21 protein-coding genes are annotated in these 25407 nt (G+C 61.6%); 5 read left to right on the top strand and 16 right to left on the bottom strand.

The features are described from left to right. Nucleotides 1-89 precede the first annotated feature (89 nt). The 12 genes from FYJ31_RS08570 to FYJ31_RS13065 form a co-directional block, all read right to left on the bottom strand. Nucleotides 90-824: a pseudouridine synthase gene (locus tag FYJ31_RS08570; protein WP_154536493.1), complete on the bottom strand. Its 735-nt coding sequence runs from the start codon at nucleotides 822-824 to the stop codon at nucleotides 90-92. Between the two features lie 43 nt (nucleotides 825-867). Continuing rightward, nucleotides 868-2760, bottom strand: a complete 1893-nt coding sequence (glmS, locus tag FYJ31_RS08565; protein WP_154536485.1) for a glutamine--fructose-6-phosphate transaminase (isomerizing) — start codon at nucleotides 2758-2760, stop codon at nucleotides 868-870. A gap of 525 nt (nucleotides 2761-3285) precedes the next feature. Beyond that, entirely contained in the window at nucleotides 3286-4116 is an 831-nt protein-coding gene (locus FYJ31_RS08560) for an amino acid ABC transporter ATP-binding protein (RefSeq protein WP_154536484.1), read from the bottom strand. A gap of 15 nt (nucleotides 4117-4131) precedes the next feature. Then, nucleotides 4132-5115: an amino acid ABC transporter permease gene (locus FYJ31_RS08555; protein WP_012578293.1), complete on the bottom strand. Its 984-nt coding sequence runs from the start codon at nucleotides 5113-5115 to the stop codon at nucleotides 4132-4134. 187 nt (nucleotides 5116-5302) lie between these two features. Beyond that, the gene (locus FYJ31_RS08550) at nucleotides 5303-6250 is read right to left on the bottom strand and encodes an ABC transporter substrate-binding protein (RefSeq protein WP_154536483.1); all 948 of its coding nucleotides are present in this window, start codon (nucleotides 6248-6250) and stop codon (nucleotides 5303-5305) included. Nucleotides 6251-6383: 133 nt separating this feature from the next. Further along, complete coding sequence (locus FYJ31_RS08545) at nucleotides 6384-7337, bottom strand: ABC transporter substrate-binding protein (RefSeq protein WP_012578295.1); 954 nt, start codon at nucleotides 7335-7337, stop codon at nucleotides 6384-6386. A gap of 162 nt (nucleotides 7338-7499) precedes the next feature. Next, on the bottom strand, nucleotides 7500-7976 hold the full coding sequence (gene smpB / locus FYJ31_RS08540) for an SsrA-binding protein SmpB (RefSeq protein WP_007051292.1): 477 nt from the start codon (nucleotides 7974-7976) through the stop codon (nucleotides 7500-7502). A gap of 142 nt (nucleotides 7977-8118) precedes the next feature. Beyond that, the gene (locus FYJ31_RS08535; RefSeq protein WP_154536482.1) at nucleotides 8119-9498 is read right to left on the bottom strand and encodes a CHAP domain-containing protein; all 1380 of its coding nucleotides are present in this window, start codon (nucleotides 9496-9498) and stop codon (nucleotides 8119-8121) included. A 102-nt stretch (nucleotides 9499-9600) separates the two neighbouring features. After that, nucleotides 9601-10524: a permease-like cell division protein FtsX gene (ftsX, locus tag FYJ31_RS08530; protein WP_012578297.1), complete on the bottom strand. Its 924-nt coding sequence runs from the start codon at nucleotides 10522-10524 to the stop codon at nucleotides 9601-9603. Nucleotides 10525-10535: 11 nt separating this feature from the next. Continuing rightward, nucleotides 10536-11684 (bottom strand): cell division ATP-binding protein FtsE, encoded by a 1149-nt coding sequence (gene ftsE / locus FYJ31_RS08525; protein WP_154536481.1) that lies wholly within the window; start codon nucleotides 11682-11684, stop codon nucleotides 10536-10538. A gap of 8 nt (nucleotides 11685-11692) precedes the next feature. Beyond that, entirely contained in the window at nucleotides 11693-12817 is a 1125-nt protein-coding gene (gene prfB, locus FYJ31_RS08520) for a peptide chain release factor 2 (RefSeq protein ID WP_007051295.1), read from the bottom strand. A 234-nt stretch (nucleotides 12818-13051) separates the two neighbouring features. Further along, nucleotides 13052-13183 carry a hypothetical protein gene (locus FYJ31_RS13065; protein WP_013140351.1) on the bottom strand — a complete coding sequence of 44 codons (132 nt, stop codon included), beginning with the start codon at nucleotides 13181-13183 and terminating at the stop codon, nucleotides 13052-13054. A gap of 274 nt (nucleotides 13184-13457) precedes the next feature. Between FYJ31_RS13065 and FYJ31_RS08515 the strand changes: the two genes are divergently transcribed. Next, nucleotides 13458-14813, top strand: a complete 1356-nt coding sequence (locus tag FYJ31_RS08515; RefSeq protein ID WP_032744790.1) for an ATP-binding protein — start codon at nucleotides 13458-13460, stop codon at nucleotides 14811-14813. 16 nt (nucleotides 14814-14829) lie between these two features. On the opposite strand, the gene FYJ31_RS08510 is transcribed toward FYJ31_RS08515, so the two are convergent. Genes FYJ31_RS08510 through glmM form a run of 3 tightly spaced genes read right to left on the bottom strand, consistent with a single transcriptional unit; the run spans nucleotide 14830 to nucleotide 18366 of the window. Then, nucleotides 14830-16308 carry a DNA polymerase III subunit epsilon gene (locus tag FYJ31_RS08510; protein ID WP_154536480.1) on the bottom strand — a complete coding sequence of 493 codons (1479 nt, stop codon included), beginning with the start codon at nucleotides 16306-16308 and terminating at the stop codon, nucleotides 14830-14832. After that, nucleotides 16305-16958 carry a peptide deformylase gene (locus tag FYJ31_RS08505; protein ID WP_154536479.1) on the bottom strand — a complete coding sequence of 218 codons (654 nt, stop codon included), beginning with the start codon at nucleotides 16956-16958 and terminating at the stop codon, nucleotides 16305-16307. Before FYJ31_RS08505 ends, FYJ31_RS08510 begins: the two co-directional genes overlap by 4 nt. Before the next feature lie 22 nt (nucleotides 16959-16980). After that, complete coding sequence (gene glmM, locus FYJ31_RS08500; RefSeq protein WP_144099531.1) at nucleotides 16981-18366, bottom strand: phosphoglucosamine mutase; 1386 nt, start codon at nucleotides 18364-18366, stop codon at nucleotides 16981-16983. A gap of 305 nt (nucleotides 18367-18671) precedes the next feature. On the opposite strand from glmM, the gene FYJ31_RS08490 reads away from it, so the two are divergent. Genes FYJ31_RS08490 through FYJ31_RS08475 form a run of 4 tightly spaced genes read left to right on the top strand, consistent with a single transcriptional unit; the run spans nucleotide 18672 to nucleotide 22628 of the window. After that, on the top strand, nucleotides 18672-19580 hold the full coding sequence (locus FYJ31_RS08490) for a carbohydrate ABC transporter permease (RefSeq protein WP_050496294.1): 909 nt from the start codon (nucleotides 18672-18674) through the stop codon (nucleotides 19578-19580). Further along, nucleotides 19580-20383 carry a carbohydrate ABC transporter permease gene (locus FYJ31_RS08485; protein ID WP_050496295.1) on the top strand — a complete coding sequence of 268 codons (804 nt, stop codon included), beginning with the start codon at nucleotides 19580-19582 and terminating at the stop codon, nucleotides 20381-20383. The genes FYJ31_RS08490 and FYJ31_RS08485 overlap by 1 nt, the downstream gene beginning before the upstream one ends. A 44-nt stretch (nucleotides 20384-20427) precedes the next feature. Further along, the gene (locus FYJ31_RS08480) at nucleotides 20428-21777 is read left to right on the top strand and encodes an ABC transporter substrate-binding protein (protein WP_154536477.1); all 1350 of its coding nucleotides are present in this window, start codon (nucleotides 20428-20430) and stop codon (nucleotides 21775-21777) included. Beyond that, nucleotides 21774-22628, top strand: coding sequence for a glycerophosphodiester phosphodiesterase family protein (locus FYJ31_RS08475; RefSeq protein WP_032744799.1), 855 nt, complete (start codon nucleotides 21774-21776; stop codon nucleotides 22626-22628). Before FYJ31_RS08480 ends, FYJ31_RS08475 begins: the two co-directional genes overlap by 4 nt. Before the next feature lie 167 nt (nucleotides 22629-22795). Here FYJ31_RS08475 and pepN read toward each other — a convergent pair whose 3' ends face one another. After that, entirely contained in the window at nucleotides 22796-25405 is a 2610-nt protein-coding gene (pepN, locus tag FYJ31_RS08470; protein WP_154536476.1) for an aminopeptidase N, read from the bottom strand. Nucleotides 25406-25407: the final 2 nt, after the last annotated feature.

Raw genomic sequence — 25407 nt, 5'->3', positions numbered from 1 at the left:
ATTGCATTGCATCGATAGTGTGCATGTACGCGAGTGGATTTTCTCATGTCACACAGACACACGGGACGACGCCGGACGGGGCGTCGCGGTCAGATCAGCAACGGTTGCCGGGAAACGAATTCCCGCTCCTGCCCCGTCACCGGATCGGTGAACCGCAGCACACGCGCCACCAACTGCAGCGGCTGGCTGAAATCGTCGTACCGGCGCGCCTGGATGCATGGATAGAAATCATCGCCCACGATGGGCAGCCCCAACGCATTCATGTGGACGCGCAGCTGATGGGTTTTGCCGGTATGGGGGCGTAGCGTGTAGCGGCAGACGGGCACGGCCGACGGACGGGGGCCGCCCGCCATCGGCATGCACGGCTTCACACCGGGGAAAGGGGACACGGGTTCGCCGCGTTCGATAAGGGTTTCGGCGTTGACCAAGCCCGGCGTCTCGAAGGCGGCCAGAACGCCACGCTCCTTGACGATATGCGAGCGGCGCAGCAACGGGAACGGACGCGGCGGGTCGATCCGGGTCACGGTGCCGTATCGAGGCCGCACGATCGGCCGGCATGGCGCCAGACACTCGTAGACCTTGACCGCCAGCCTGTTCTGGAACAGCATCTGATACGCGCCGCGGCAGGCCGGATCCCGCACGAACACCAATACGCCGGCGGTCATGCGGTCCAATCGGTGCGCTGGCGTGATGTCCGGCTCCCCCAGCCGCTCACGCAATCGGATCAGCGTGGTCTGCCGATACCACATGCCTCGCGGCATGGTGGCCAGAAAATGCGGCTTGTCCACCACGATGATCCGCTCGTCCTCATACAGCACGTCCATCTCAAACGGAATATGAGGCTCGTCAATCACATACCGATGTGGCTTACTCAACGGTCACGGACTTGGCGAGGTTGCGGGGCTTGTCCACGTCGTAGCCCTTGAGCTTTGCCATGTCCATGGCGAACAGCTGCAGCGGCACCACGTCAACCAGCGGGCTCATCAGCGTTGGGCAGGCGGGGCGCCAGAACACCACGTCAGCGTACCGTTCCACATCCGGGTCGCCCTGCTCGGCCACGGCGATGATGTACGCGCCACGAGCCTTGACCTCCTCGATACCGGAGATCACCTTGGCGTGCAACACATTGCGGCCGCGTTGCGGCGGCACGATGAACACCACCGGCTCACCCTCGTCCACCAGCGCGATCGGTCCATGCTTGAGCTCGCCGGCCGCGAAGCCTTCGGTGAAGGTGTAGGCGATTTCCTTGAGCTTCAACGCGCCCTCAAGCGCCACCGGGTAGCCCACGTGGCGGCCGAGGAACAAGAAGGAGTTGGCGTTCACCATGCGCTCGGCGGCCGCCTGGATGGTCTTGGGCTGGGTGTCGAGCACCCACTGAATCTTGCGCGGCATATCTTTCAGGGAGTCGAGCACCTGATGAATCTCATCGCGGAACATCGCGCCCTTGACCTGCGCCAGATACAGGCCCAGCAGGTAGGCGGCGGTGATCTGCGCCACGAACGCCTTGGTGGATGCCACGGCAACTTCCGGGCCGGCGTGTGTGTAGAGCACGGCGTCGGATTCACGCGGAATGGAGGCACCCTGCGTGTTGCAGATGGCCAGCACCTTGGACCCCTGTTCGCGCGCGTGGCGCAGGGCCATCAGCGTATCCATGGTTTCGCCGGACTGAGAAATGGCCACCACGAGCGTACGCGGGGTCAGAATCGGGTCACGGTAACGGAATTCGTGCGCGAGTTCGATTTCCACGGGGATACGCACCCAGTGTTCGATGGCGTATTTGGCTACCTGGCCGGCGTAGCTGGCGGTGCCGCAGGCCACAACGATGATTTTGTCGATGGCCTTGAAGTCGTGTTCGTCGATACGCACTTCATCAAGGGTGATGCCGCCATTCGTATCGAAGCGGCCAAGCAGGGTGCGCTGCACTGCGGCAGGGTCTTCGTGGATCTCCTTGTCCATAAAGGAATCCCAGCCGCCCTTCTCGGCGGCCGAGGCGTCCCAATCCACGGTGTAGGTCTTCGGGTTTTCGACCACGTTGCCGTCGAAGTCGGTGACGACGACCTCGTCGGCGGACACGCATACGGCCTGATCCTGGTCGACTTCCATGGCGCGCTTGGTGTAGGCCACGAATGCGGCGACGTCGGAACCGAGGAAGTTCTCCCCCTCGCCAAGGCCCACGACCAGCGGCGAATCATGGCGGGCTCCGACCACGATGTCCGGCTGGCGGCAGTCGGTGGCCAGAATGGTGAACGCACCTTCAAGCATGCGGGCCATGCGGCGCACAGCCTTGAACAGGTCTGGCTTGCCTTCATCCGCGATAATCTTGTCCACGATCTTGCCGAGCAGCTTAGCGGCCACCTCAGTGTCGGTGGCAGAGGCGAATCGGTAGCCTTCGGCTTGCAGGTCGAGACGCAGCTGAGAGGCGTTTTCGATGATGCCGTTATGGATGATGGCCACCTTGCCGTCCATGCTGGTGTGCGGGTGGGCGTTCACGTCGCTCGGCTCGCCATTGGTGGCCCAGCGCGTGTGGCCGATGCCCACCGTGGCAAGCGGCATCGGCTTACGCTCGATGTCTTCGACCAGGTTCTTCAAACGGCCGGCCTTCTTGCGCACGACCACCTTATCCATGCCGGGCGCGGTCAGCGCCACACCGGCCGAGTCATAGCCTCGGTATTCCAGACGTTCCAGGCCTTGCAGGCAGACCTCCAAAGGCCTACCGCATGCCGTTTCAATATTTCCCGCGTATCCAACGATTCCACACATGGCTCACCAGCCTAGCGGACGATTATTGCGCAAAGCGAATCCAACCCGCCGTATTCGCGCGATCGGAGCATGCGGCGCGGGCGAACCGCCCGGAGTGTCCGCCCGGCTTGGCATGGCCTACAGCACGTGCTGTAGGCGGAGCCGTAAAGTGGGGAGCCCAGTGGGCTCCCCGTAGGCGACGCCGAAGCACGACAGTGCTGAGGTAATATAACAGCCTTCCTACAGCACGTGCTGTAGGCGGAGCCGTAAAGTGGGGAGCCCAGTGGGCTCCCTGTAGGCGACGCCGAAGCACGACAGTGCTGAGGTAATATAACAGCCTTCCTACAGCACGTGCTGTAGGCGGAGCCGTAAAGTGGGGAGCCCAGTGGGCTCCCTGTAGGCGACGCCGAAGCACGACAGTGCTGAGGTAATATAACAGCCTTCCTACAGCACGTGCTGTAGGCGGAGCCGTAAAGTGGGGAGCCCAGTGGGCTCCCTGTAGGCGACGCCGAAGCACGACAGTGCTGAGGTAATATAACAGCCTTCCTACAGCACGTGCTGTAGGAAGTCCTTAAACCTAGGCTCGGTGGGGTGGTCGATGATGCCGGGGCCGCCCTTTTCTACGACCACGCCGCCGTCCATGAACACGATCTGGTCGGCGACTTCGCGGGCAAAGCCGATTTCGTGGGTCACGCACACCATGGTCATGCCTTCCTTGGCCAAGGAACGCATGACGTTGAGCACCTCGCCCACCAGTTCGGGGTCAAGGGCGGAGGTCGGCTCATCGAAGAGCATGATCTCCGGCTTCATGGCCAGAGCACGGGCAATGGCCACGCGCTGCTGCTGACCACCCGACAGCTGGGAGGGGTAATAGTCCGTGCGATCACCCAGACCGACGCGCTGAAGCTCGGCCACGGCCAGGTCACGGGCGGCTTTCTTGGACTGGTGCTGCACGTGAATCGGGGCTTCCATCACGTTTTCCAGCGCGGTCATGTGCGGGAACAGGTTGAAGCGCTGAAACACCATGCCGAGGCGAGAGCGCTGTGCGGCGATCTCCTTATCGTCCAGGGTCTGCAGCATGTCCTGGCCGTTTTTGGTCACGTGCTTGTAGCCGATGAGTTCACCGTCCACCTCGATGGAACCGCCGGTCAGGGTTTCCAGCTGGTTGATCAGACGCAGGAACGTGGACTTGCCGGAACCGGAGGGCCCCAGAATCACGGTCACAGTACCGGGCATAACGGTTAGATCGATGCCCTTGAGCACATGCAGCGGCCCAAACGCCTTGTGCACCTGCACGGCCTCGACGGCAGGAATCACGGAACCGTCAGCCGCCTTGCGCACGACCGGGGCAACACTGGTGATGTCATTCGTAGTCATAATCGCGCTCCCGCCTTATGCATTCAATCCGACAAATGTGGTCTGGTTGAGCTTGTCCACGTCATCCTTCGGTTCACCGTCGGTCTTACCCGGCAATGGCGCCTGCTTGCCCTTGGTGCCCACCGGTCGGGCATCGAAGCCCTTGCCGAAGTGCGCCTCGAGGCGGGACTGCACAACCATCAGAATGGAGGTGATCAGCAGGTACCAGAAGCAGGCCACGAGAAGCAGCGGAATCGGCTTGTAGATACGGTTGGCGATGGCGTTGGTGGCGAACTGCAGTTCGAGGGTGAACGGCACGGCGGTGACCAGCGAGGTGGTCTTCAGCATGCCGATGGTCTCGTTGCCGGTGGGCGGGATGATGATGCGCATGGCCTGCGGCAGCACGATGCGGCGCATGATGAGCGTGCGGTTCATGCCCAGCGCCTTGGCCGCCTCGGTCTGGCCGGGGTCCACGGCTTCAAGGCCGGCACGCACGATTTCGGACAGGTAGGCGGCCTCGTTCAGGGCCAGACCAATCCATGCGGCGTTGAATGCGGTGACCACCACGTTGGAGTCGATGCTCCAGAACTCCACCGAGGTGAACGGAATGCCGAGGCTGATCTTGGGAATCAGCACGGCGAACAGACCCCAGAAAATGAGCTGCGTGTACACAGGCGTGCCGCGGAAGAACCAGATGAAGAACCAGCTGACGCCGCGCAGCACCGGATTGATGGATTTGCGCATGATGGCAAGAATCACCGACAGGATGATCGCCACGACCATGGAGATCACGGTAAGCTCCAAGGTATAGCGAATGCCTTCAAGCACGTTCTCGTTGAACAGGTACTTCCAGACGGTGGGCCAATCCAGTCGCGGATTGGTAATCAAGCCTTGAATGAGCATCGCGGCGAGCAGTACCACGATCACTGCGGCCACAATCGGGCCGGGGCGCTTGACCGGCAACGCCTTGATGCGGTTGGGGATGTTCAGCCCCTCACCGTCGACTTCTTTCTTCGCCATAATCTGGTTCCTTGGATGTGTTGGGCAGCCTGAACTGCAAGTTGCGACTAGCATTGAACCTTAGTGCACGAATGGGGCGACTGTGTTACAAACAGTGCGCCCCATCTGGATTGCTGGGCGTCGTGTGGACCACCCTCAGTCTCGCTCCGCGAGCCAGCTCCCGCAAGCGGGAGCATTCTTGGGGGGACTATTCGACGGCCGGGTTGATTTCGGCCTTGTCCAGTGCGCCGGATTCGACGCCCCAGTGCTGGAGGATCTTGGTGTATGTGCCGTCGTCCATGAGCTTTTGCATGGCCTTCTGCACGGCTTCGGTGGTCTGGGAATCGCCCTTCTTGATGGCGATGGCGTTCGGCACTTCATCGAAGTCCTTGCCGAGCTGTTCCAGCTGACCATCGGTCTGGGCGATGGCGTAGCCGACAACCGGGGAATCGGCGAAGAAGACGTCGGCCTTGCCGGTCACCACAGCGGTGGTGGCGTCGGTCTGCTGCTTGGAGGACTGGATGGTGATGTCTTTCTTGCCGTCCGCCTTGCACTGCTTGGCTGTCTTGTTGATGGACTCTTCCTCGACGGTGCCGGTCTCGACGGCAACGTTCAGACCGCACAGGTCGTTCTCGTCGACGTTCTTGGGGTTGCCTGCGGCCACTGCATAGCCCATGCCTGCGGTGAAGTAGGAGACGAAGTCGACGGATTCCATGCGCTCCTTGGTGATGGTGAAGGCGGCGATGCCCAGATCGTACTTGGAGCCGATGGCCGGAATGATCGTATCGAAGTTGGAGGAGACGATTTCGGTCTCGAGACCGAAGATGTTGCCCATGGCGCGGGCGAGATCCATGTCGTAGCCGATCTGGGTCTTGCCGTCGGCGTCGAGGAATTCGGCCGGGGCGTAGGAGGGGTTGGTGCCGATGGTGAGCTTGCCGTCCTTGGTCACGGATTCAGGCAGCAGCGCGGCTATTGCATCGTCCTTCTTCACGGAGCTCACGTCGTAGCTGGTGATGGTGACCGACTTGGAGGAGCCGCCCTTATCGGAATCCGTACCGGCATCGGCCTTGTCGGAGGTGCCGCAAGCGGCGGTGGCGAACAGCATGGCCGAGCTCAGTGCAATGGCCATAATGGACTTCAGTTTGGTGGACTGCATAATCGTTTCTTCTTCTCTCTTACGCCGCTTCAACGGCAACGATCAACGGTTAAGCATATTTATACACTACAGTGCATACATATACAAAAAGACTCCCGCCGCAGGGCAACGGGAGTCTTCATAGTAACCGAAACTACTCGACGGACGGGTTGATCTCGGCCTTGTCGACGGCGCCGGAAGAGACGCCCCACGTGTCGAGGATCTTCTTGTACGTGCCATCATCCATCAGCTTCTGGATGGCCTTCTGTACGGCCTCGGCGGTCTTGGAATCGCCCTTCTTGACGGCCACGGCCTCAGGGGTCACACCAACGTCCTCGCCGAGGGCCTCGAGCGTATCACCGGTCTGCTTGATGGCGTAGCCGGCAACCGGCGTATCGGCGTAGAAGATATCAGCCTTACCGGAAGCCACGGCGGTAGTCACATCGGTCTGCAGCTTGGAGGACTGGATGTCGATGGCATCCTTACCGTCCGCCTTGCACTGCTCGTTATCCTTGTTGACTTCCTCTTCCTGGGTGGTACCGGTCTGCACAGCCACCTTCACGCCGCACAGGTTCGAGGAGTCGACCTTGTTCGGGTTGCCCTTCTGCACCACGAACGTGGAACCGGCCTTGAAGTAGGTCACGAAGTCCACAGCCTCCATGCGTTCCTTGGTCACGGTGAAGGAGGAGATGCCGATGTCGTACTTGGAGCCGACGGACGGGATAATCGAATCGAACGTGGAGGAGACGGTGTTTTCCTTCAGTCCGAACACTGCGGCCAGCGCCTTGGACAGGTCGACATCAAAGCCGACCGGGGTCTTGCCGTCCTCGGCCAGGAACTCGGCCGGGGCATAGGAAGTATCGGCGCCGACGGTCAGCGTGCCGTCGCCGGCCACGGAATCGGGCAGCAGTGCGGCAATCTCGTCGTCCTTCTGGATGCTGCTGGTGTCGAAGCCTTGAATCGAAGTGCTGGACGAGTCCTTGGATGAATCGCCGCTCTTGGATGCGGTGTCGGTGCCGTCAGTCGTGCCACAGGCCGCCACGGCGATCAGCATGGCCGCGCTCAGGGCGGCGGCCGCAGCGGATTGTATTCCCTTGCTTAGAGACATTGGATTTCCTCTCTCCGGATAGTCAGCTGGGCGGGTATGTTTCCCAGATGGTTCCAGAGCGTAGGAGTGCAATGCTACGGAAGCGTTAATCGTGGGCGAAACGACCCACAACGCGGACATCCTACCCTTGGCTCCCCTCCGGAGGGGAGCCAAGAGGCGGGACTAGTGGCGCATGTTGGCGTAGCGCATGGCGCGTAGGGCTTCACGCTTGTCCTGCTCTTCGCGCAGGGCCTGGCGTTTGTCGAATTCCTTCTTGCCTCGGGCCAGTGCGATCTCCGCCTTGACGCGACCGTCCTTGAAGTACAGGCTCAGCGGCACAATCGTGTATCCCTTGGCCTCGATGCCGCGGGCGAGCTTGGTGATCTGCAGTCGGTGCAGCAGCAGCTTGCGCTTGCGCTTGGGCGCATGGTTGTTCCATGTGCCGTTCAGGTATTCGGGGATGTTCGCGCCCTCCAGCCACATCTCGCCGCGGCGGTCGATGGAGATGAACGCCTCGGACAGCGATGCGCGGCCTTCGCGCAACGACTTGACCTCGGTGCCGGTCAGGGCCAGCCCTGCCTCATACTTGTCTTCGATGGCATAGTCATGCCGGGCCTTCTTGTTCTGGACGATGAGTTTCTCACCAGTCTCCTTGGGCATGTCTCCTCCTTTCGTGGGCAACAACTCGTGGGTAGCAGTAGCAACGCAACATCCGACGATATCACGGACCGGCATCGAATACGAAAAAGGGTTCCTCTTCAAGAGGAACCCTTCAACCGTATATATCGGCCGAACCAACCGGTCAGTGGACGAACCAGTACTGACCCAAATTGGTCAAGGTGCGGTTGTGCATGTTCCACGGACCACCCCAGTTCATTTCGGAGATCTGGAATGTGCCGTCGCCATACACGGCTTCGACTACGGCAACATGGCCATAGGTACCGTCGGCACCATCCTGACCAGGCAGGAAGGAGAGTGCGGCGCCGACCTGCGGCGTGTGGTCCACGCGCAGGCCGTACGCGGGGGCGCTGCGCCACCAGAAGCCGCCATTGCCCAGATAGGACGGCGTGCCGATGCCCATCTGCCTGCGACGTTCATACGCCCAGTACGTGCACTGGCCGGCGGCATAGGCGTTGCCATAGTCGCCGTTCGACGTGCCTTGGCCGCCGACGCTGGGGGCGGGAGCGGGGGCGGGCGCCGGAGCCGGAGCCGGAGCCGGAGCCGGAGCGGGCGCCGGAGCGGGCGCCGGAGCGGGGGTCACCGGAGTGGACGGCGTGCCGCCCTGGTTACCGGTATCCACCCGGTTGGCGGCGTCCTGCTGCTCCTTCTGGAACTGACGATTGTAGGAATCGACCTGGGAAGCGATCAGTACGGTCTGGGCCGCCTGCTTGGCGGATTGGGAATCCAGACTGTCGACCATGGAGGACAGTTCGTTGCGCCGCGTCTCACCCTCCTGGCGTAGCTTGTCCAAAGCGTCACGTTCGCTTTGCGCGGTTTCGGCGGCGGTCTGCGCGGAAGCGGCCTTCTCATCGGACTGGGTCTTGAGCACAGCAATCTGCTTTTCGATGGCCGCCAGACGTTCGCCACGGTTCTTCGACGTGCTCAGTGAGGTCGCGGCGGAGGAAGCCGCATTCGCCTCGTTGCGGGACAACGCGTCCCGGGACTGCATGGAGTTGACGAAGTCCTGTGTGCTGGTGGCACCCGTCACCACGCTCATCACGTCGGAAGCATTCGAGCCGTGCATCTCGTCACGGGCCAGCTGGGCCACGGCGGCGTGCGCGTCATCGTAGTCCTTGCCGGTCTGCTTGATCTGCTCCTCGAGCGTCTCCTTGTCTTTCTGCGCGGCGGAAAGACGTTTGGATGCGGCGTCGGCCTCGTCCTGAGCGGTGGCGGCATCCTCGTTGGCCTGCGTGACCTTGTTCTGGGCGGCGACAATCTTGTTGTTCGTCAAATCATCCAGCTCAAGTACCTTATCCGCCAATTCCTGGCTGGCACCGGCCAACTGCTGCTTGAGTTCGGCCTCGCGCTGTACCGACGCGGCGTGCTGGTTCTGCGCAGTAATCAGGTCGGAATAGGTGTCTGCCTGGGCAGGCTGTGCCGAGCTGAACGCCAGACCTCCCACACAGGCTGCGGCGGCCACCAATGCCGCCAGTGCGGGCTTGATCACACGTACATTCGTCATATGTGAATAGTCCTTTCGCTCACTTAAGCCAATACCATAACATGTGAACCTGAGAGGCTTGCACACGATATCATCACATTTCTTGTGGGTAAGCCGGTCGCGTTACGCCCTCAAATAACGCCGCAACGAGATGGTTGAAGCGATGATGGACAGCAGTATCGCGCCCACAACCAGGAACGGCGATATCACCAGTACCGTGAACTGATTCACATAAGGAATCCAGGTAATGGATTTCGCCAGCCAGCCGGTGATGAACACATTCACAATGGCCGAAAGCATCAGGCACGAGAGCACCGAGCCGATCAGCGAGGCGATGGCGCCCTCCAGAATGAACGGCAGACGAATCGTCCAATTCGAGGCACCCACGTACCTCATGATTTCGGTTTCGGTTCGTCTGGATGCGGCGGACATGCGAATGGTGGTTCCGGTCAGCAGGATGGCGACCACCACCATCACGCCGGCGAGCACGGCCGTAACCGCCGTGGCTCGGTTGAGCACGGCGAACACCGGGTCGAAGATCTGGCGCTGGTCGGTGACGTCCTCCACGCCCTCCTTGCTGGAGAGCACTTCGGAGACCACCTGATATTTGGTCGGATCCTTCAGCTTGAGCCAGAGGGAGTCCTGCATATCGTCCGCGGTCAGCGTACGGCCTTGGAATTCGCCATTCGGGTACTGCTTGGTGAATGTGTTGTCGTAGAAGTCCTGCTTGCTGACGTAGTCAATGTTGGAGACCACGTCGTTGAGTTCGTCGCGAATGGTTTTCTGCAGTGCCGTGATCTCATTGGCTGAGGGCGATTTGCCGGAAGCGCAGTTCGCGGATTGGCTGGTGCCGTCGGGGCATAGCCATACCACGACCTCGACCTTGTCGTACCAGTCGCCCTTGGCTTTGGTGATCTGCGCCTGAGTAAGCACCGAAGCGCCGATGAACAGGAACGAGATGAAGGTGACCAGCGTCAGAGACAGCAGCATCGACAGGTTACGGGTGAGGTTGGCCCACGTTTCGGACAGAATGAATCGTGCTCGCATGATGATCCCCCTTACTCCTTAGCGCCCTCAGCGGGTTGATCGTCGGATGTTTGGTCTGCGGCGGACTGCTCGCCGGCGGACTGCTCGTTGGCCGGCGGTGCGGGCGGTTCGGGCAGTTCCGGCGGTGCGGGCAGTTCCGGCGGGGCCGGCGGCTCGGCGGCGGATGACACGGACGTATCGGCAACCGCGGCGGTCTCGCCGGACTCGTCCTTGAACGGGTCGAACGCCTGGGTGCTTTCCAGGGCGGCGGCCTGCTCGTCCAGCGGAATGCCCTTGCCCCAGGTCAGCGTGTTTTCCAGCGGCGCAAACGTCTCGCCATAGCGGCCGGTGCGGCCGGAATGCACGGAATTGGCCAAACGGGCGATGCCTTCGGACGGCTCGTCACCGCCCTCGATGGCCTTGGTCGCCGCCGCCAGCACATGATGGGCGGTGTCGGACTTGGCTTCGACTTCGGCATCCGGGAAGAACAGGGCGGAATCATAGGATCCATGAGCCTCGTCACGCACGATCTTGCCGTTGTGCAGTTCGACCACGCGCTTGCGCATCGAGTTGACGATCTCTTCGTTATGCGTGGCCATGACGATGGTGGTGCCGGTGCGGTTGATGGCGTCCAGCACTTCCATGATGCCCAGCGAAGTGGTCGGGTCGAGGTTGCCGGTGGGCTCGTCGGCCAGCAGAATCTGCGGGTGATTCACGTAGGCGCGGGCGATGGCCACACGCTGCTGCTCGCCACCGGAGAGCTCATGTGGGTAGTTCTTTTCCTTGCCGGTAAGCCCCACGGTATCCAGCACCTTGGGCACCAACGATTTGATGGTGGACCGCCGCGTGCCGATCACCTCAAGGGCGAACGCCACGTTCTCCCATACGGTTTTGTTATTGAGCAGCTTGTAATCCTGGAACACGAAGCCCAGCGAACGGCGGTACTGCGGCACTTGACGGTTGGTGATGCGCCGCAGATCGTTGCCGGCCACGCGAATCTCGCCGTTGGTGGCCTCTTCCTCGCGCAACAGCAGGCTCAAGAGCGTGGTCTTGCCGGAGCCGGACGCACCCACAAGGAACACGAAATCACCGCGTTCGATATCGAGGTTGATGTCGTCAAGCGCCGGTCGGGTGCCTTTGGGATAGATCTTGGACACATTGTCCAGTGAGATCAGTGCCATAATGCTACTTACTCCTCGGTTTCGGCGGCGCGGCGCTGTTCATGGCGCCAGCGGATGCCGGCCTCGATGAACGCGTTGATGTCGCCGTCGAACACGGCCTGGGTCTGGCTGGTTTCGTAGCCGGTGCGCAGATCCTTGACCATCTGGTAGGGGTGCAGCACGTAGGAGCGCATCTGATCGCCCCAGCTGGCCTTGATGTCGCCGGCGAGCTCCTTCTTCTTCTTGGCCTCCTCCTCGTGGCGCAGCACGAGCAGTCGGGACTGGAGCACGGCCATGGCGGAGGCACGGTTCTGAATCTGCGAACGCTCATCCTGCATGGTCACCACGATGCCGGTGGGAAGGTGGGTGATGCGCACGGCCGAGTACGTGGTGTTCACGCCCTGGCCGCCGGGGCCGGAGGAGCAGTAGGTGTCCACGCGGATGTCCGTATCCGGAATGTCGATGTGATCGGTGGCCTCGACCAGCGGCACCACTTCCACGGCGGCGAAGCTGGTCTGGCGGCGGCCCTGGTTGTCGAACGGGGAGATGCGCACCAGACGGTGGGTGCCGCCCTCCACGGACAGTCGGCCGTAAGCATAGGGGGCATCCACCTGGAAGGTGGCGGACTTGATGCCGGCCTCTTCGGCGTAGGAGGTGTCCATGACCTTGGCCTTGAAGCCGTTACGCTCGCAGTAGCGCAGGTACATGCGCAACAGCATCTGCGCGAAGTCGGCCGCGTCGACGCCGCCGGCACCGGAGCGGATGGTCACCACGGCGGAACGTTCGTCGTATTCGCCATCGAGCAGGGTCTGGATCTCCATCTGGTCGAGATCCTTCTGAATCTCGCCGATTTCGCTTTGCGCCTCGTCCAGAGAGTCCTGGTCGCCCTCCTCGTGGCCGAGTTCAACGAGCGTTTCCACATCGTCGATGCGCTGGGAGGCGGAGTTCAGACGCTTCAGCTGCGATTCCGCGGCGGACAGCCGGCTGGTGATCTTCTGGGCGTTTTCCGGATCATCCCACAGGCCCGGGGCCGCGGCCTGCGTTTCGAGATCCTTGATATCGGCCTTGAGCCGGTCGACGTCCAGCGCCTTGGCGATGGATTCGTATTTGGCGCGGGCTTCGCCGATCGCCTGGGTAAAGTCAAATTCTGCCATCGTGGTTTACCTTACTGTTGATTCTTTGAGATTCTTTGGGAAGTCACGTCCTTGTTGACAGCCTTCGCACATTCCTCTGGCGTTGGCGGGCATTGCCGCGCCACACACGCATCCGCCTGCAATCCATGCTGCCAGAAGGTTCCGGGCCTGCCTTGCCGATAGCCGGCCGGGCGACCTCACAAATCCCTCGCATCAGACGTGTTCAACTGCGGGCACGAATATGCGAAGGCAACGTCAAAGCCCCGCGTAGATCGCCGGGATAACCAAGGAGCCGAGCATGGCCACAGCTATGACGACGCACACCACACGCACGATGGTGCGGCGGCGGTTCTCACGCTGCTGTCGGCTGTCCTGATAGTCACTCACGAAGCCAATATTGTACTCACCGCTTACGACCGACTACAAACCGATACAATCCGCTCACGGCGTAAACGCCTATTCAGATACCGATGCAAATCTGCACGACCGCCACGCACGAAATGTTCTTTTAACTTGACCAATCAGTACGCGGGCTTCACCGCACGTATGTCACACCATGTCTAGAACTCAAAAAGGTGTGTTTACCCCAAATATAAAACCTTATAAATGTGCAATTTAGTGATATGATAAAACCTTAGAAACGTGCAATCAAGGAGTGTTGATGTTCCGGAGGAAGGCGTACGACAGACTACTGGCATGGAAGGGAGCTGATGACAGGACCGCCATGCTAATCGAGGGTGCCCGCCGCGTGGGCAAGTCCACAGTCGCCGAAGAGTTCGCCAAGAACGAATACGAGTCATATGCTCTTATTGATTTCACGCGAGTGGACGCCGAGTTCAAACAGACGTTCCTGGACCTACGCAACGACCTCGACGGCCTGTTCCTGTACCTGAGCGCGGCGCTTGGCGTAACGCTCACGCAGCACCAGTCACTGGTCATCTTCGATGAGGTCCAGATGTTTCCCCCCGCGAGGGAGTTCATCAAACATCTGGTCGCCGATGGACGGTTCGACTACATCGAGACCGGTTCGCTGATCTCCATCAACGCCAACGTGAAGGACATCCTGATCCCCTCCGAGGAGGAGTCCATGCGCATGGGACCGATGGATTTCGAGGAGTTCTTGTGGGCGATGGGTGAGGATGCCCTGGTTCGGATGATCCGCCACGCGTTCGATTCCGGCGTGGCATTGCCGGACTCATTGCATCGTAAGGCATCGCGTCTATGGCGCGAGTACATGCTGGTCGGAGGCATGCCCCAGGCGGTGGCGGCCTACGCTCCCGCCCGCAACATGGCCGCGGCGGACAGGGCCAAGCGCCTGGTACTCAAACTGTATCGGGAGGATATTGGCAAGTACGGCGGACTAGCAGCGAAGCGCGTGCGCGCAGTGTTCGACGCGATTCCCGGACAGCTGGCGAAGCACGAGAAGAAACTGGTCTACACCCAGGTCGAGGAGGGGTCACGCTCACGTGACTTCATGACGGCCTTTGCATGGATGCGCGAGGCCGCGACTGTCAACCTGTGCACGCTGGCCGAGGACCCGTCGCTGGGATTAGCACTCAGCGCCGACGACACGGTCGTGAAATGCTATATGGCCGACACCGGCCTGCTGTCTACCATGGCGTTCTCCGCGGACGGCCCGTCGCTGCCGGATGTGTACCGTCAGGTGCTGCTGGGTGCCGACGGCGTGAACGAGGGCATGCTCGCCGAGAACGCGGTCGCCCAGCAGCTGGCCGCGGCCGGCCATGACCTGTATTTCTATGCGAAGTCGTCCAACGTGCGTGAAGAGCGCATGGAGATCGATTTCCTGATCGTGCGCCCGTACCCGGACGCCGCGATGAAACCGCGGATCAGCCCCATCGAGGTCAAGTCCGGCAAACGATACTCGACGATATCCCTCGACAAGTTCCGCGCGAAGTTCGCCAGCAGAACGGGAGAGGAATACGTGCTCCACCCACGCCCCATGGCGAAGAAAGACCATCGCCGTTTGCTTCCCCTGTACATGTCGTTCTGTCTGTAACTGCTGCTCCACATGTTCAGCGAGAACGGCAAGACTTGCCGCCGACGCCAGACCTGCCGGCGGGCCCCCACGGCCCTTTCCCTTGCGCTTTCAGCGCCGCCAGATGGTGTTTCATGGCCACCAGCATGATGTGCGAATCCTCAAGGCCCAAGTGGCGTTCGTTGTGGGCGGAATCAAGCGCGCCCTGACGTTTGGCGTAGGCGTCGAGCGTGTTGTCTCCGTAAGGATGCTCGTTGGTGGGTACCGCGCCGGGGTCCCACTGCCGGCTCATCGGCAGGGTATCGATGATGGTGATGCGCCCGGCACGGTAGCTTTCCGCATATCCGGCGACGTTCAGCATGAACCAGCTATGTTCGAAGGTGGCGTTATGCGCCACGTACGGCTGCTGGGTAAGCCGCGCGAGCAGGCCGGCCTGGGCTTGGGGCCATTCGTCGAAGAGTCGGTACCCGGCCTCGCTGCTGCGGCCGCGTACATCGATGCCGGTGAGTTTGGCGATGAGGGCGTTGCCGAGCGCCGCGTTTTCCGGCGGCACGCCAAAAGCGAGACGAGACTGGCCGTAGGCGTCGCCGGCGGCATAATAGCCCTGCTCATAGGCGTATGTCTCGGGTTCGCCGGCCGGGCGCGGACTGGCCATGTTCATGAATTCGAAGCCGACGTCGATGATGTAGTCACGCGCCGGATCGATGCCGGTGGTTTCGATGTCGATGCCCATCACCGCGTCCACGTCGCGGCCGGGCAGATAGGCGTCGCGCCAGTCGGGCTTGGGATGGTGTCCGATAGCGTTGCCAGACGCGGCGGCACCACCCGGCAGAGCGGCACCACCCGGCGAAGTCGCGCCGGAGAGATTGGCGCGGGCCATCGCCGCATCGCCCGCACGCTTCTGGAAGCGCTGGGCCTTACGCCGTTTGGCGCGTGCGTCAAGAATCGCCTCCGTGCGATCTTGGATATCGTCCAAGGCGACTGTTGTGGGGAACTTGACATCGCTGTTTTCGGCGGCAGTATTTCCGGCAGATGCGCCACCGGCTTCGCCGCTCAGATCCAGCATGCCTTGGTCATCGTTCGACGGGCCGCTGCCGGAGTACGGCTTGAGCACGGCAATGGTGGCCCTCCCCCGCCGTTCGCGACTGACCGCCCATAGGTGTTGCTGTTCACCCAGATGCAACATCGTGTTGATGTTGTCGTTGAGCCGGCGATTGGCGTAGGCGAGCGCACGAGGCAGACGATAGGAGCCGATGAGCCGGTCGAAATCGGTCATGAATGCGCTGTTGCATTGGGCGATGATCGATTCCAGACGCTCGCGTGTGGCGTAGTCGGCCTTCAATGCGTCGTGGATGGACCGTGGGGTGGATTCCGGTATCGTGCCGACGCCATGCGCCAGGTCCAGAGAACGCACCCAGTCCCAGTCGATGGTGGTGCCATCGGCGTCCTTGGGCATGGACGCCGCCCATTGGGGAATGTCTCCCTTGGCGGCGTCGAACCATGCGCGGTCGGTCATAGTGCGAAACCGAGCTCTTCAGCGGCCTCGGTGGGCACCGGGTCGTCGCACCAATAGTCCTCGAGGTTCTCGTTGGTGGTCAGCGAACGGATTTCGGCGCGATCAATATACAGCTCGCCGCTCAAATGATCGGTTTCGTGCTGGAAGATGCGTGCGGGCCAGCCGTGCAACGGCTCGCTGTGGTGCTTGCCGTCTTCATCATCCCATTCGGCGGTGATGTCGAGCCAACGCTTGCGCACGGCTTGGTATCCGTCGAAGCTCAGGCAGCCTTCGTAGAACGAGGCGGTTTTGTCGCTGGTGGGTTTGTAGCTCGGATTGATGATCACGTGGAAGGGGAATTCCGCGATTTCGCGCGGATCATCCTCGTCGTCGCGCACGTGGTCTTCGACCACGGCGAGCGCGAGCCCCAAGCCGATCTGGGTGGCGGCGAGCCCCACGCCGGGTGCCTCCAGCATGGTGGTGTGCATCGTATCGATGAGTTTGACGAGCGTACGCTTGGAAAGCTGGCCATTGTAGGCCACTGTCCGTTGGCGCAACACCGGTTCGCCGGCCTGCACGATGGGCAGAATCTTCTCCTTGCCGCCGGTTTTGATGAGTTGTTCGACGTCACGGTTGAGTTCGAGGTCGACTTTGGCGTTCTTTCCAAACATTGTTTTTCCTTAGGGAAGGGTGCTACAGCGCGAGTTCTTCGGCGACGATCTTGGCGAGGCGGGTGCAGACTTCGTCGGCGTAGGCCTGGGTGGCGGCCTCGGCCATCACGCGCACGAGCGGTTCGGTGCCGGAGGGGCGCAGCAGCACACGGCCGGTGTCTCCCAGCAGTTCCTCCTCGCGGGCCACGGCATCCTGGATGCGCTTGTTGGTGGCGGCGGCTTTCTTGTCCACGTTCGGCACGTTGATGAGGGTCTGCGGCAGCTGTGGGAAGTCGGCGGCGAGCTCCTTCAGGCTCTTGCCGGACTTGACGACCTCGTTGCACAGGGTCAGTGCGGTCAGGGTGCCGTCGCCGGTGGTGGCGAATTCGCGGTTGATCACGTGGCCGGACTGCTCGCCGCCGAGCGAGTAATCGCCCTTGAGCATCTCCTCAAGCACATAACGATCGCCCACGGCGGTTTCCACGGTCTTGATGCCCATGTCTTTCAGGGCGAGCTTCAGACCGAGGTTGCTCATCACGGTGACCACGAGGGTGTCGTGGTTGAGCTTGCCTTCGCGCTGCTTGGCGCGGGCCAGAATGCCCATGATCTGGTCGCCGTTGATCATGTTGCCGTCTTCGTCCACGGCGAGGCAACGGTCGGCGTCACCGTCGAAGGCCACGCCCATCACGGCGTCGGTGGCCTTGACCATGGCCTGCAGCTGCTCGGGGTGGGTGGAACCGGCGTTCTTGTTGATGTTGTAGCCGTCCGGCGAGGCGTTGATCACGATTACATCCGCACCGGCACGGCGCAGGGCTTCGGGAGCCACCACGGAAGTGGCGCCGTTGGCGCAGTCGGCCACGATCTTCAGGCCCTTGAGCGGCTTGGGCTGGGTTTTGTCATCGTTCAGCGGAGCGATGGTGGCCACCAGATGATCGATGTACAGGTTGGTGGCGGTGGTCTGGTCGTGGCTCACGCGGCCCACGCCGGCACCGGTCGGGCGGTCCCAGTCCTGGCCGAGCACGGACTCGATGTCGTCTTCCTTCTGGTCGGGCAGCTTGAACCCGCCGCGTGCGAAGAACTTGATGCCGTTGTCGGGCATCGGGTTGTGGGAGGCGGAAATCACGGCACCCATCTCGACGTTGAGCACGGAGGTCAGGTAGGCCACGCCCGGAGTGGGGATGATGCCGGCGTCGATCACGTCGAAGCCGCCGGCGGACATGCCCGCGGACAGGGCGGAAGCCAGAAAATCACCGGACACACGGGTGTCACGGCCCACGAGCGCGCGGCGGCGCCCCTCAGGCTGATCGTCTTGGGTGCCGGCGTCGCCGAGCACACGCACGGCGGCATCGCCCAGATCCAACGCCAGACGTGCGGTCAAATCCCTATTGGCCAGTCCTCGAACACCATCGGTTCCAAACATCTTCGGCATATGAAGTTCCACTCCTTGTATCGCGTTACCCGCACCATCGTAGTCGTTGTACCGCGGCGCGGGGCGCGACTCGGCGAAAAACCGCCACGGAATCCACTCCGGGGCCGAGCAGGGGATGGTACGGGAACGCCCGACGTATACGTGATCGAGGCAACCGTTAATAAGCCATGAAAAAAAAACAATACTCGGTTAATCAGCGAAATGACCGCAATTCAGCTCAATACCATTGACCCGGGAAACACAAGAGACTTCAGAAAAGGATTAATCCCATGCGGGATGAAAAACCTCCGAAAGGATTTACGCATATGGACAAAACCAGAATGCGCACATCGGAAATACAGGTACGCACACGCAATCGGATAGCCGGCGCACTGTTGCTGACGCCAGGTCTACTTCTGCTTACGGTGTTCGCCTTTGTGCCGTTGGTGAAGGTCGTGGTGATGAGCCTCCAGAGCACCGACCTCTTCGGCACGCCCACCGGCTTCGTCGGCCTTGCAAACTATGTCACCGTGCTCACCGATCCCTCGTTCGTCAGCGTGCTGGTGCGTACCATGGTGTACGCGATCGCCGTGGTGCTGGGACGATTGGTGTTCGGCACGCTGCTCGCCATCCTGCTGACCCGGCAGTTCCATGGCAGCAAGCTGTTCCGCACGCTCATGACCTCCACCGTGAGCGTATCCGTGGCGGCCGCCTCTCTGGGCTTCCTCGCCGTGCTTTCCCCCACGGGCATCGTCAACATGCTGCTGGGCAGGCTGGGAGCGCCGGCCGTCGGCTGGCTCACCGACGCCAAGTGGGCGTTCCCCACCATCATCATGGTCACCATCTGGACGGGGCTCGGCTTCGACCTGATCCTGATCTGCTCCGCCATCGACGGCGTGGACCCGGAGATTCTCGAGGCGGCGCGCGTTGACGGTGCCAGCGAGGCCCGCATCCAGTGGTCGATGGTGGTGCCGCTCATCGCACCGACGCTGTTCTACGTCGCCATAACGGCCTGCATCGGGACGCTTCAGGCCTTCGCCCAGATCAGCATCCTCACCAAAGGCGGCCCCGGCTCGGCCACCACCACCATCACCTACAACATCTACACCGCGGCGTTCAACGCCGGCAGCGCCAACTTCGGCATCGCCTCGGCCCTGGGCGTCGTGCTGTTCGTGTTCGTGTTCGCGTTCACGCTCCTCCAGTTCAAGTTCCTCGACAAGAAGGTGGATTGCTGATGCCGCACCGTTCCCGTATCTCCCATGCCGCATTGTGCGTCGTGTCCTTGGCGCTGACGCTGGTGATCCTGCTGCCCGTGCTCTACATCGCCGTCGGGGCGCTGTCCTTCGACGCCAGCGGCGGGATGCACGCGCCGTCCCTGCGCAATTTCGCGCAGGCCGCGAACTCCATGCCGTTGGTGCGTCAGGTGTTCAACTCCATCCTGGTGACGGTGTGCCAGACCCTCGGCCAGATCGTCACCGCCATCCTGGCGGCGTACGCCATCGTGTTCTGCGATCTCAAGCGTCCGCAGCTGTGGATGATGGTGTTCCTGGTGAGCATGATGATACCCGGCGAGACCACGCTGCTGTCCAATTATCTAAGCATCACCGACTGGGGGCTGATCGACACCATCCCCGCCATCTTCCTGCCCTACCTGGTGCAGGGCTTCACCGTGTTCCTGTTCCGTCAGGCGTTCCAGACCTTCCCGAAGGAACTGCACGAGGCGGCGCTGCTCGACGGCGCCGGGCATCTGCGTTTCCTGCTTTCTATCCTGCTGCCGGTCACGCGTTCCACGGTGATCGCCGCCACGATCAACGCCGCGGTGGCCGCCTGGAACGGTTATTTCTGGCCGTTGCTGGTCACCAACTCACCGGAGAACCGGACCATTCAGGTGGGCATCACGCAGCTTTCCGGAACCGAGTCGTCGAACATGGGCGTCGTGCTGGCCGGGTCGGCCATCGCGATCATCCCCACCTTGGCGCTCACCCTGATCTTCAACCGTCAGCTACGCGGCATGAACGTCGCGAGCGGCATCAAATAAACATTCATCCCAACATGATGATAATCACTGAAAGGAAAAAAGAGATGCATAAACATCGCTTCGCCGCCCTCGTCATGGCGGCATCGATTTCAATATCTGCTCTGAGTGGCTGCGGCGCAAAAACAAATTCCAATGCCACTGCCACCTCGGGAGAACAGGAAATCACCTTCTGGTATTCGAATTCCGGCTCAGGAAAGGACGCCATCAACCAGCTCGTCAGCGAGTTCAACGCCGCCAACAAAGGCAAGATCAAGGTGAAGGCCTCCTACCAAGGCTCCTACGCCGACGTGCAGCAGAAGTTCTCCGCGGCCGTGCAATCGAAGTCCACGCCAGCCATCCTGCAGATGAGCGACATCTCCACAGGCTTCATGCTGGACAGCAAAATAACCACACCAATCTACAAGCTCGACGAAAAAGGCAGCGATTCCGCTGAATCCGATATTCCCAAAGTCATCAGAAAATACTACAGTGACGACAAAGGCTTATTGTCCATGCCTATGGCGGTTTCTGAACCGGTGATGTACATCAACAGGCAGCTGGCAGAACAGTCCGGGCTCGATGTCGCCAACCCACCCAAAACCTTTGATGAGGTCGTGCAGTGGGCCAAGACGATCCACGACAAGACCGGCGCCTACGGCTATTCCATGATCATGACAGATTCATGGATCCTCGAACAGCTCAGCGCCAATGCCGGCATCGATATCTGCACCCCGGGCAACGGGCGCTCGGGCAAACCCGTGAACGGCATCATGATGAGCGACGCCAGGCAGGTGAAGGCCTTCGAGCAGATCGCCGACATGTTCCGCTCCGGCGTGGGGCTCAACCCCGGTAATGGCTCCAGCGCCATAAGCTCCGCGTTCACCTCGAATCAGCTGGGACTGGCGTTGGCTTCGTCCGGCGGCTACACCACCATGCAGCCGGGAAGCTCACCCGACAACGTCGTGGTCGCCCGTTTCCCCAAGCTCGACGACTCCAAGGCCGCCGGCACCCCCATCGGCGGCAATTCCCTCTGGGTCGTGTCCGCCGAGCACAGCGAGGCCGAGCAGAAGGCCGCCTATGAGTTCGCGAAGTTCATGTTGACCCCACACGCCCAGGCGGTGTTCTCCAAGGCCACCGGCTACCTGTTCGCCAATGGGAAGGCCGCGCAGGAGAAGGAGGGCAGGGAGGAACTCGCCGATCCGAATGTCAAGGTGTTCTACGATCAACTGAACGCCAACCCCGCCTCCAGCGCATCCCTGGGCTGCCGCACCGGCGCCTTCCCCTCGATCCGCAAGGATGTGATCGCCGCCTTCAACGAGGCGTTGAACGGCAAGGACATGAAGACGGCCATGAAGGACGGCGAGGCCAAGGCCGCGCAGGACATCGCCACCTACAACAAGGCGGTGACGCGATGAGGAGCTTCGGACGGGAGCGGTATGCGACGGTAAACGCCTTCCTCAACAAGTCCCTGGCGAATCATCCCTTCGCCATCGCCGCCCATCGCGGCGCGCCGCGCGGCGACATCAGGGAGAACACGCTGCGGGCCGTCATCGCGTCGAAGGTGGTGGGGGCCGATATCGCGGAGATCGACATCATACGTTCCTCCGACGGCGAGTATTTCGCCTTCCATGACGGTTTCGAGCCGTCCCGGCTCGGCGACGTCGGCAGCCTGCTCGGCAGGACGGGGGAGGAGATCGCCGCACTACGGTACAGCGATTATCCCGACACATACTATGGTCATGTCGAGCGTGCGGGAGACATCCTGAAAGGGATTCCGGACATCGTCGTGAACATCGACCGCTCCTGGCGGTACTGGGACACCGGTTTCCTCGACTGGCTCGACGGGCTGCATCTGGAGGACAGGCTGCTGCTCAAGTGTCCGGCGGAGCCCCGGTATCTGTCGGCGCTGGCCGATCACGCGGTCAAGTACATGTTCATGGGCATGATCGAACGAACGGAGCAATTGGAACTGTTCGTGGAAGATGAGCGGATCAACACCGTCGGAGTGGAACTGATTGCGAAAACATGTGATACGCCGTTCAACGATTCATCCGTGTTCACACGGTTGCACGAGCGCAACCTCTTCGCCTTCGTCAACGCACTAGATTTGGGCAACGAACAGAACGGTCTATGCGGGTATGATGACACCACATCCATTATTCGTGGTCCTCAGTATGGGTGGGGAAAAATGCTGGCTCTTGGCGTCGACGTCATCCAGACCGATTGGCCCGAAATGTGTAGTCTGTACCGTCAACGTATTTCCTGAATACGATTGGACGCAGCAGTAAGGAAATAATAGAGAACCGGCGGAGTTCGTGCGAAATTCTCACAAGGATTTCGCACGAACTCCGCCGGTTTGCATGCCCGACGAGGTAAACCGCATTGACGACACGGGGCGAGTGTCCCATGGCCGATGAAGTCGGCGCTCACCGGTCAGAGGGCGTCGTTGTATTCACGAACCTTGAGGGTGCGGTGGGAGGAGGCCACGTTCTCGATGATCAGACGCCTCAGGGCGTTGTCCGCGGCGCCATGCTCGTCCAGCCATGCGTCACCGAGCCGGACCAGCGTGGCGGGATCGGCGTAGCCCGGGTACAGGCCGTTGAGCAGGGCCTCGGCCATGTGGTAGGTCTTGTTTGCCCAGATCCAGTCGACGGCCTCGAAATACCGGGCGGCGAATGGCTCGGCCAGATCGTGGCGCGGGGTGGCGGAGAAGCCTCCGGCCACGGCCTCGAGCTGGGAGTTGGTCAGCTCGTCGTTGTGGAGCGCCTGATCCCAAGCCCATTCCTTGGCCTCAGCGGTGGCCATGGAGGCGCGGGCGCCGTAGGCGAACTCGCGGTTTTCCGTGGTCTCCTTCTTGGCGAGCTGCGCGTCCACGTCGTCGTTGGTCATCTCATTGACGGAGGTGAGCGCTTGGACGATGGTCCACGTGAAGTTGTTGTCGATTTCGAGGCCTTCAAGACGCACGGTGCCGTCCAGCAGACCGTGTGCGTTGGCGGCGAATGCGGCGTCGCCCTCCTCGCCATAGCCCAGGTAGGCAGTGGCGAGCTGGAACTGGGTGTCCGAGCCGGCTTCGGCGGCGTTGGCCAGGGTCCACAGTTCGGCGGCCACGTGGCGCAGCACATCGTCGCGGCGGGCGGGCGCCACGTAGTGGTGGGCGGTGGTGCTCATGCAGGCCAGCGCGTAGCGGAAGGTGGTGGACTCGGTTTCGGTGGACAGCAGGCGCAGGGTCATGTCCACGAAACGCTCGGCCGGGAACTCGCCGTCCCGGGTCATGTCCCAGAAGGCGAGCCAGGTCACGGCGCGGGCCAGGGCATCGTCGAAACGATGCAGGTTGGCTTCGGCGAATGCCTGGGATTCGGCGTCGAAACGGATCTTAGTGTAGGTCAGGTCGTTGTCGTTGACCAGCACGAATGCCGGGCGCGGCTTGCCTGCCGCGGCCTCGACGATGGTGGTTTCGCCATCCACGTCGAGTTCGAACTGCTCGGTGCGCACGATCTTGCCGGTTGCGGCGTCTTCATTGTAGAAGCCGACGGCCAGGCGATGCGGGCGCAGCACCGGGTGTTCGGCCGGCGCGCTCTGGGTGAGCTTCAGTTCGGCGATGGTGCCGTCCGCGTTTACGGTCAGGTCGGTGGCGATCGTGTTGATGCCGGATTCCTCCAGCCACTTGGCGCTCCAGGCCTTGAGATCGCGGCCGGAGGTCTTCTCCAGTTCGCTCAGCAGGTCGGCCAGGGTGGCGTTGGAGTAGGCGTGGCGGTTCAGGTAATTGTGGATACCTTCGAAGAACTGCGTGCGGCCCACATAGAATGCCAGCTGCTTCAGCACGGAGGCGCCCTTGGCGTAGGTGATGCCGTCGAAGTTGACATAGGTGTCGTTGAGGTCGTTGATCGGGGCGACGATCGGGTGCGTGGTGGGCAGCTGATCCTGGCGCAACGCCCAGCTCTTCTCGCCGGAGCAGAAGGTGGCCCAGGCGTCGTGCCATTCGGTGGCCTCGGCGGTGGCGAGCGTGGAGGTGAATTCGGCGAAGGACTCGTTGAGCCACAGGTCGTTCCACCACTTCATGGTCACGTAGTCGCCGAACCACATGTGCGCGAGCTCGTGCAGCACGGTCACCACGCGGCGCTCGGCCAGCGCGTCGGTCACCTTGGATTCGAACACGTAGGAGTCGCGGATGGTGACCATGCCGATGTTCTCCATGGCGCCCGCGTTGTATTCGGGAACGTAGATCTGGTCGAACTTGGCGTACGGGTAGGGCACGCCCCAGGTCTTGGCGTAGAACGCGAAGCCCTTCTTGGTGATGTCGAACAGGTAGTCGACGTCCTTCGCGAAGGCCTTGGCCAACGACTGGCGGCAGTACTGGGCCATCGGCACGGTACGGCCGTCTTCGTTCAGGTATTCGGTGTGCCATTCGGCGTACGGGCCGGCGCAGATGGCGGTCAGGTAGGAGCTCATCACCGGGGTCGGCTCGAAGTCCCACAGGCGGGTGCTTTCGTTCGGCTTGTCGCCGAGGGTGCCGTCAAGGGTCGTGCGCGAATCGTCCTCGATGGAGGCGACCGGCATGTTGGAGGTGACGATCCAGCTGGCGGGGGCGAGCACCTTGAAGTCGAAGGTGGCCTTCAGATCGGGCTGGTCGAACACGGCGTAGACGCGGCGAGCGTCCGGCACCTCGAACTGGGAGTACAGGTAGATGTTGCCATCGGACGGGTCGACCGAGCGGTGCAGGCCCTCGCCGGTGTTGGAGTAACGGCACTTGGCTTCGACGGTGACCTCGTTCTTCTCCTTGAGGTCGGTCAGTTCGATGCGGTTGTCTTGGAAGGCCACGGCCGGGTCCAGGGACTTGCCGTTGAGGTCGATGGAGGTCACTTCGTCGGCGATCAGGTCGAGGAAGGTCGACGAACCGGGCTTCGCGTTGAAGCAGATGAGCGACTTGGAGCCGAAATACTTCGCGCCGACCGTCAGGTCAAGGTCGACGTGATAGTGAATCGGCGCTTCGATAACGGCCTTACGTTCTTCGGCTTCAATACGAGTGAGATTAGAACCGGGCATGA

The organism is Bifidobacterium sp. WCA-178-WT-4B (assembly GCF_009696495.1).
Lineage (GTDB): Bacteria > Actinomycetota > Actinomycetes > Actinomycetales > Bifidobacteriaceae > Bifidobacterium > Bifidobacterium infantis.
Note: the sequence above shows the minus strand (reverse complement) of the source record. Positions and strands in the feature narration are given on the sequence as shown.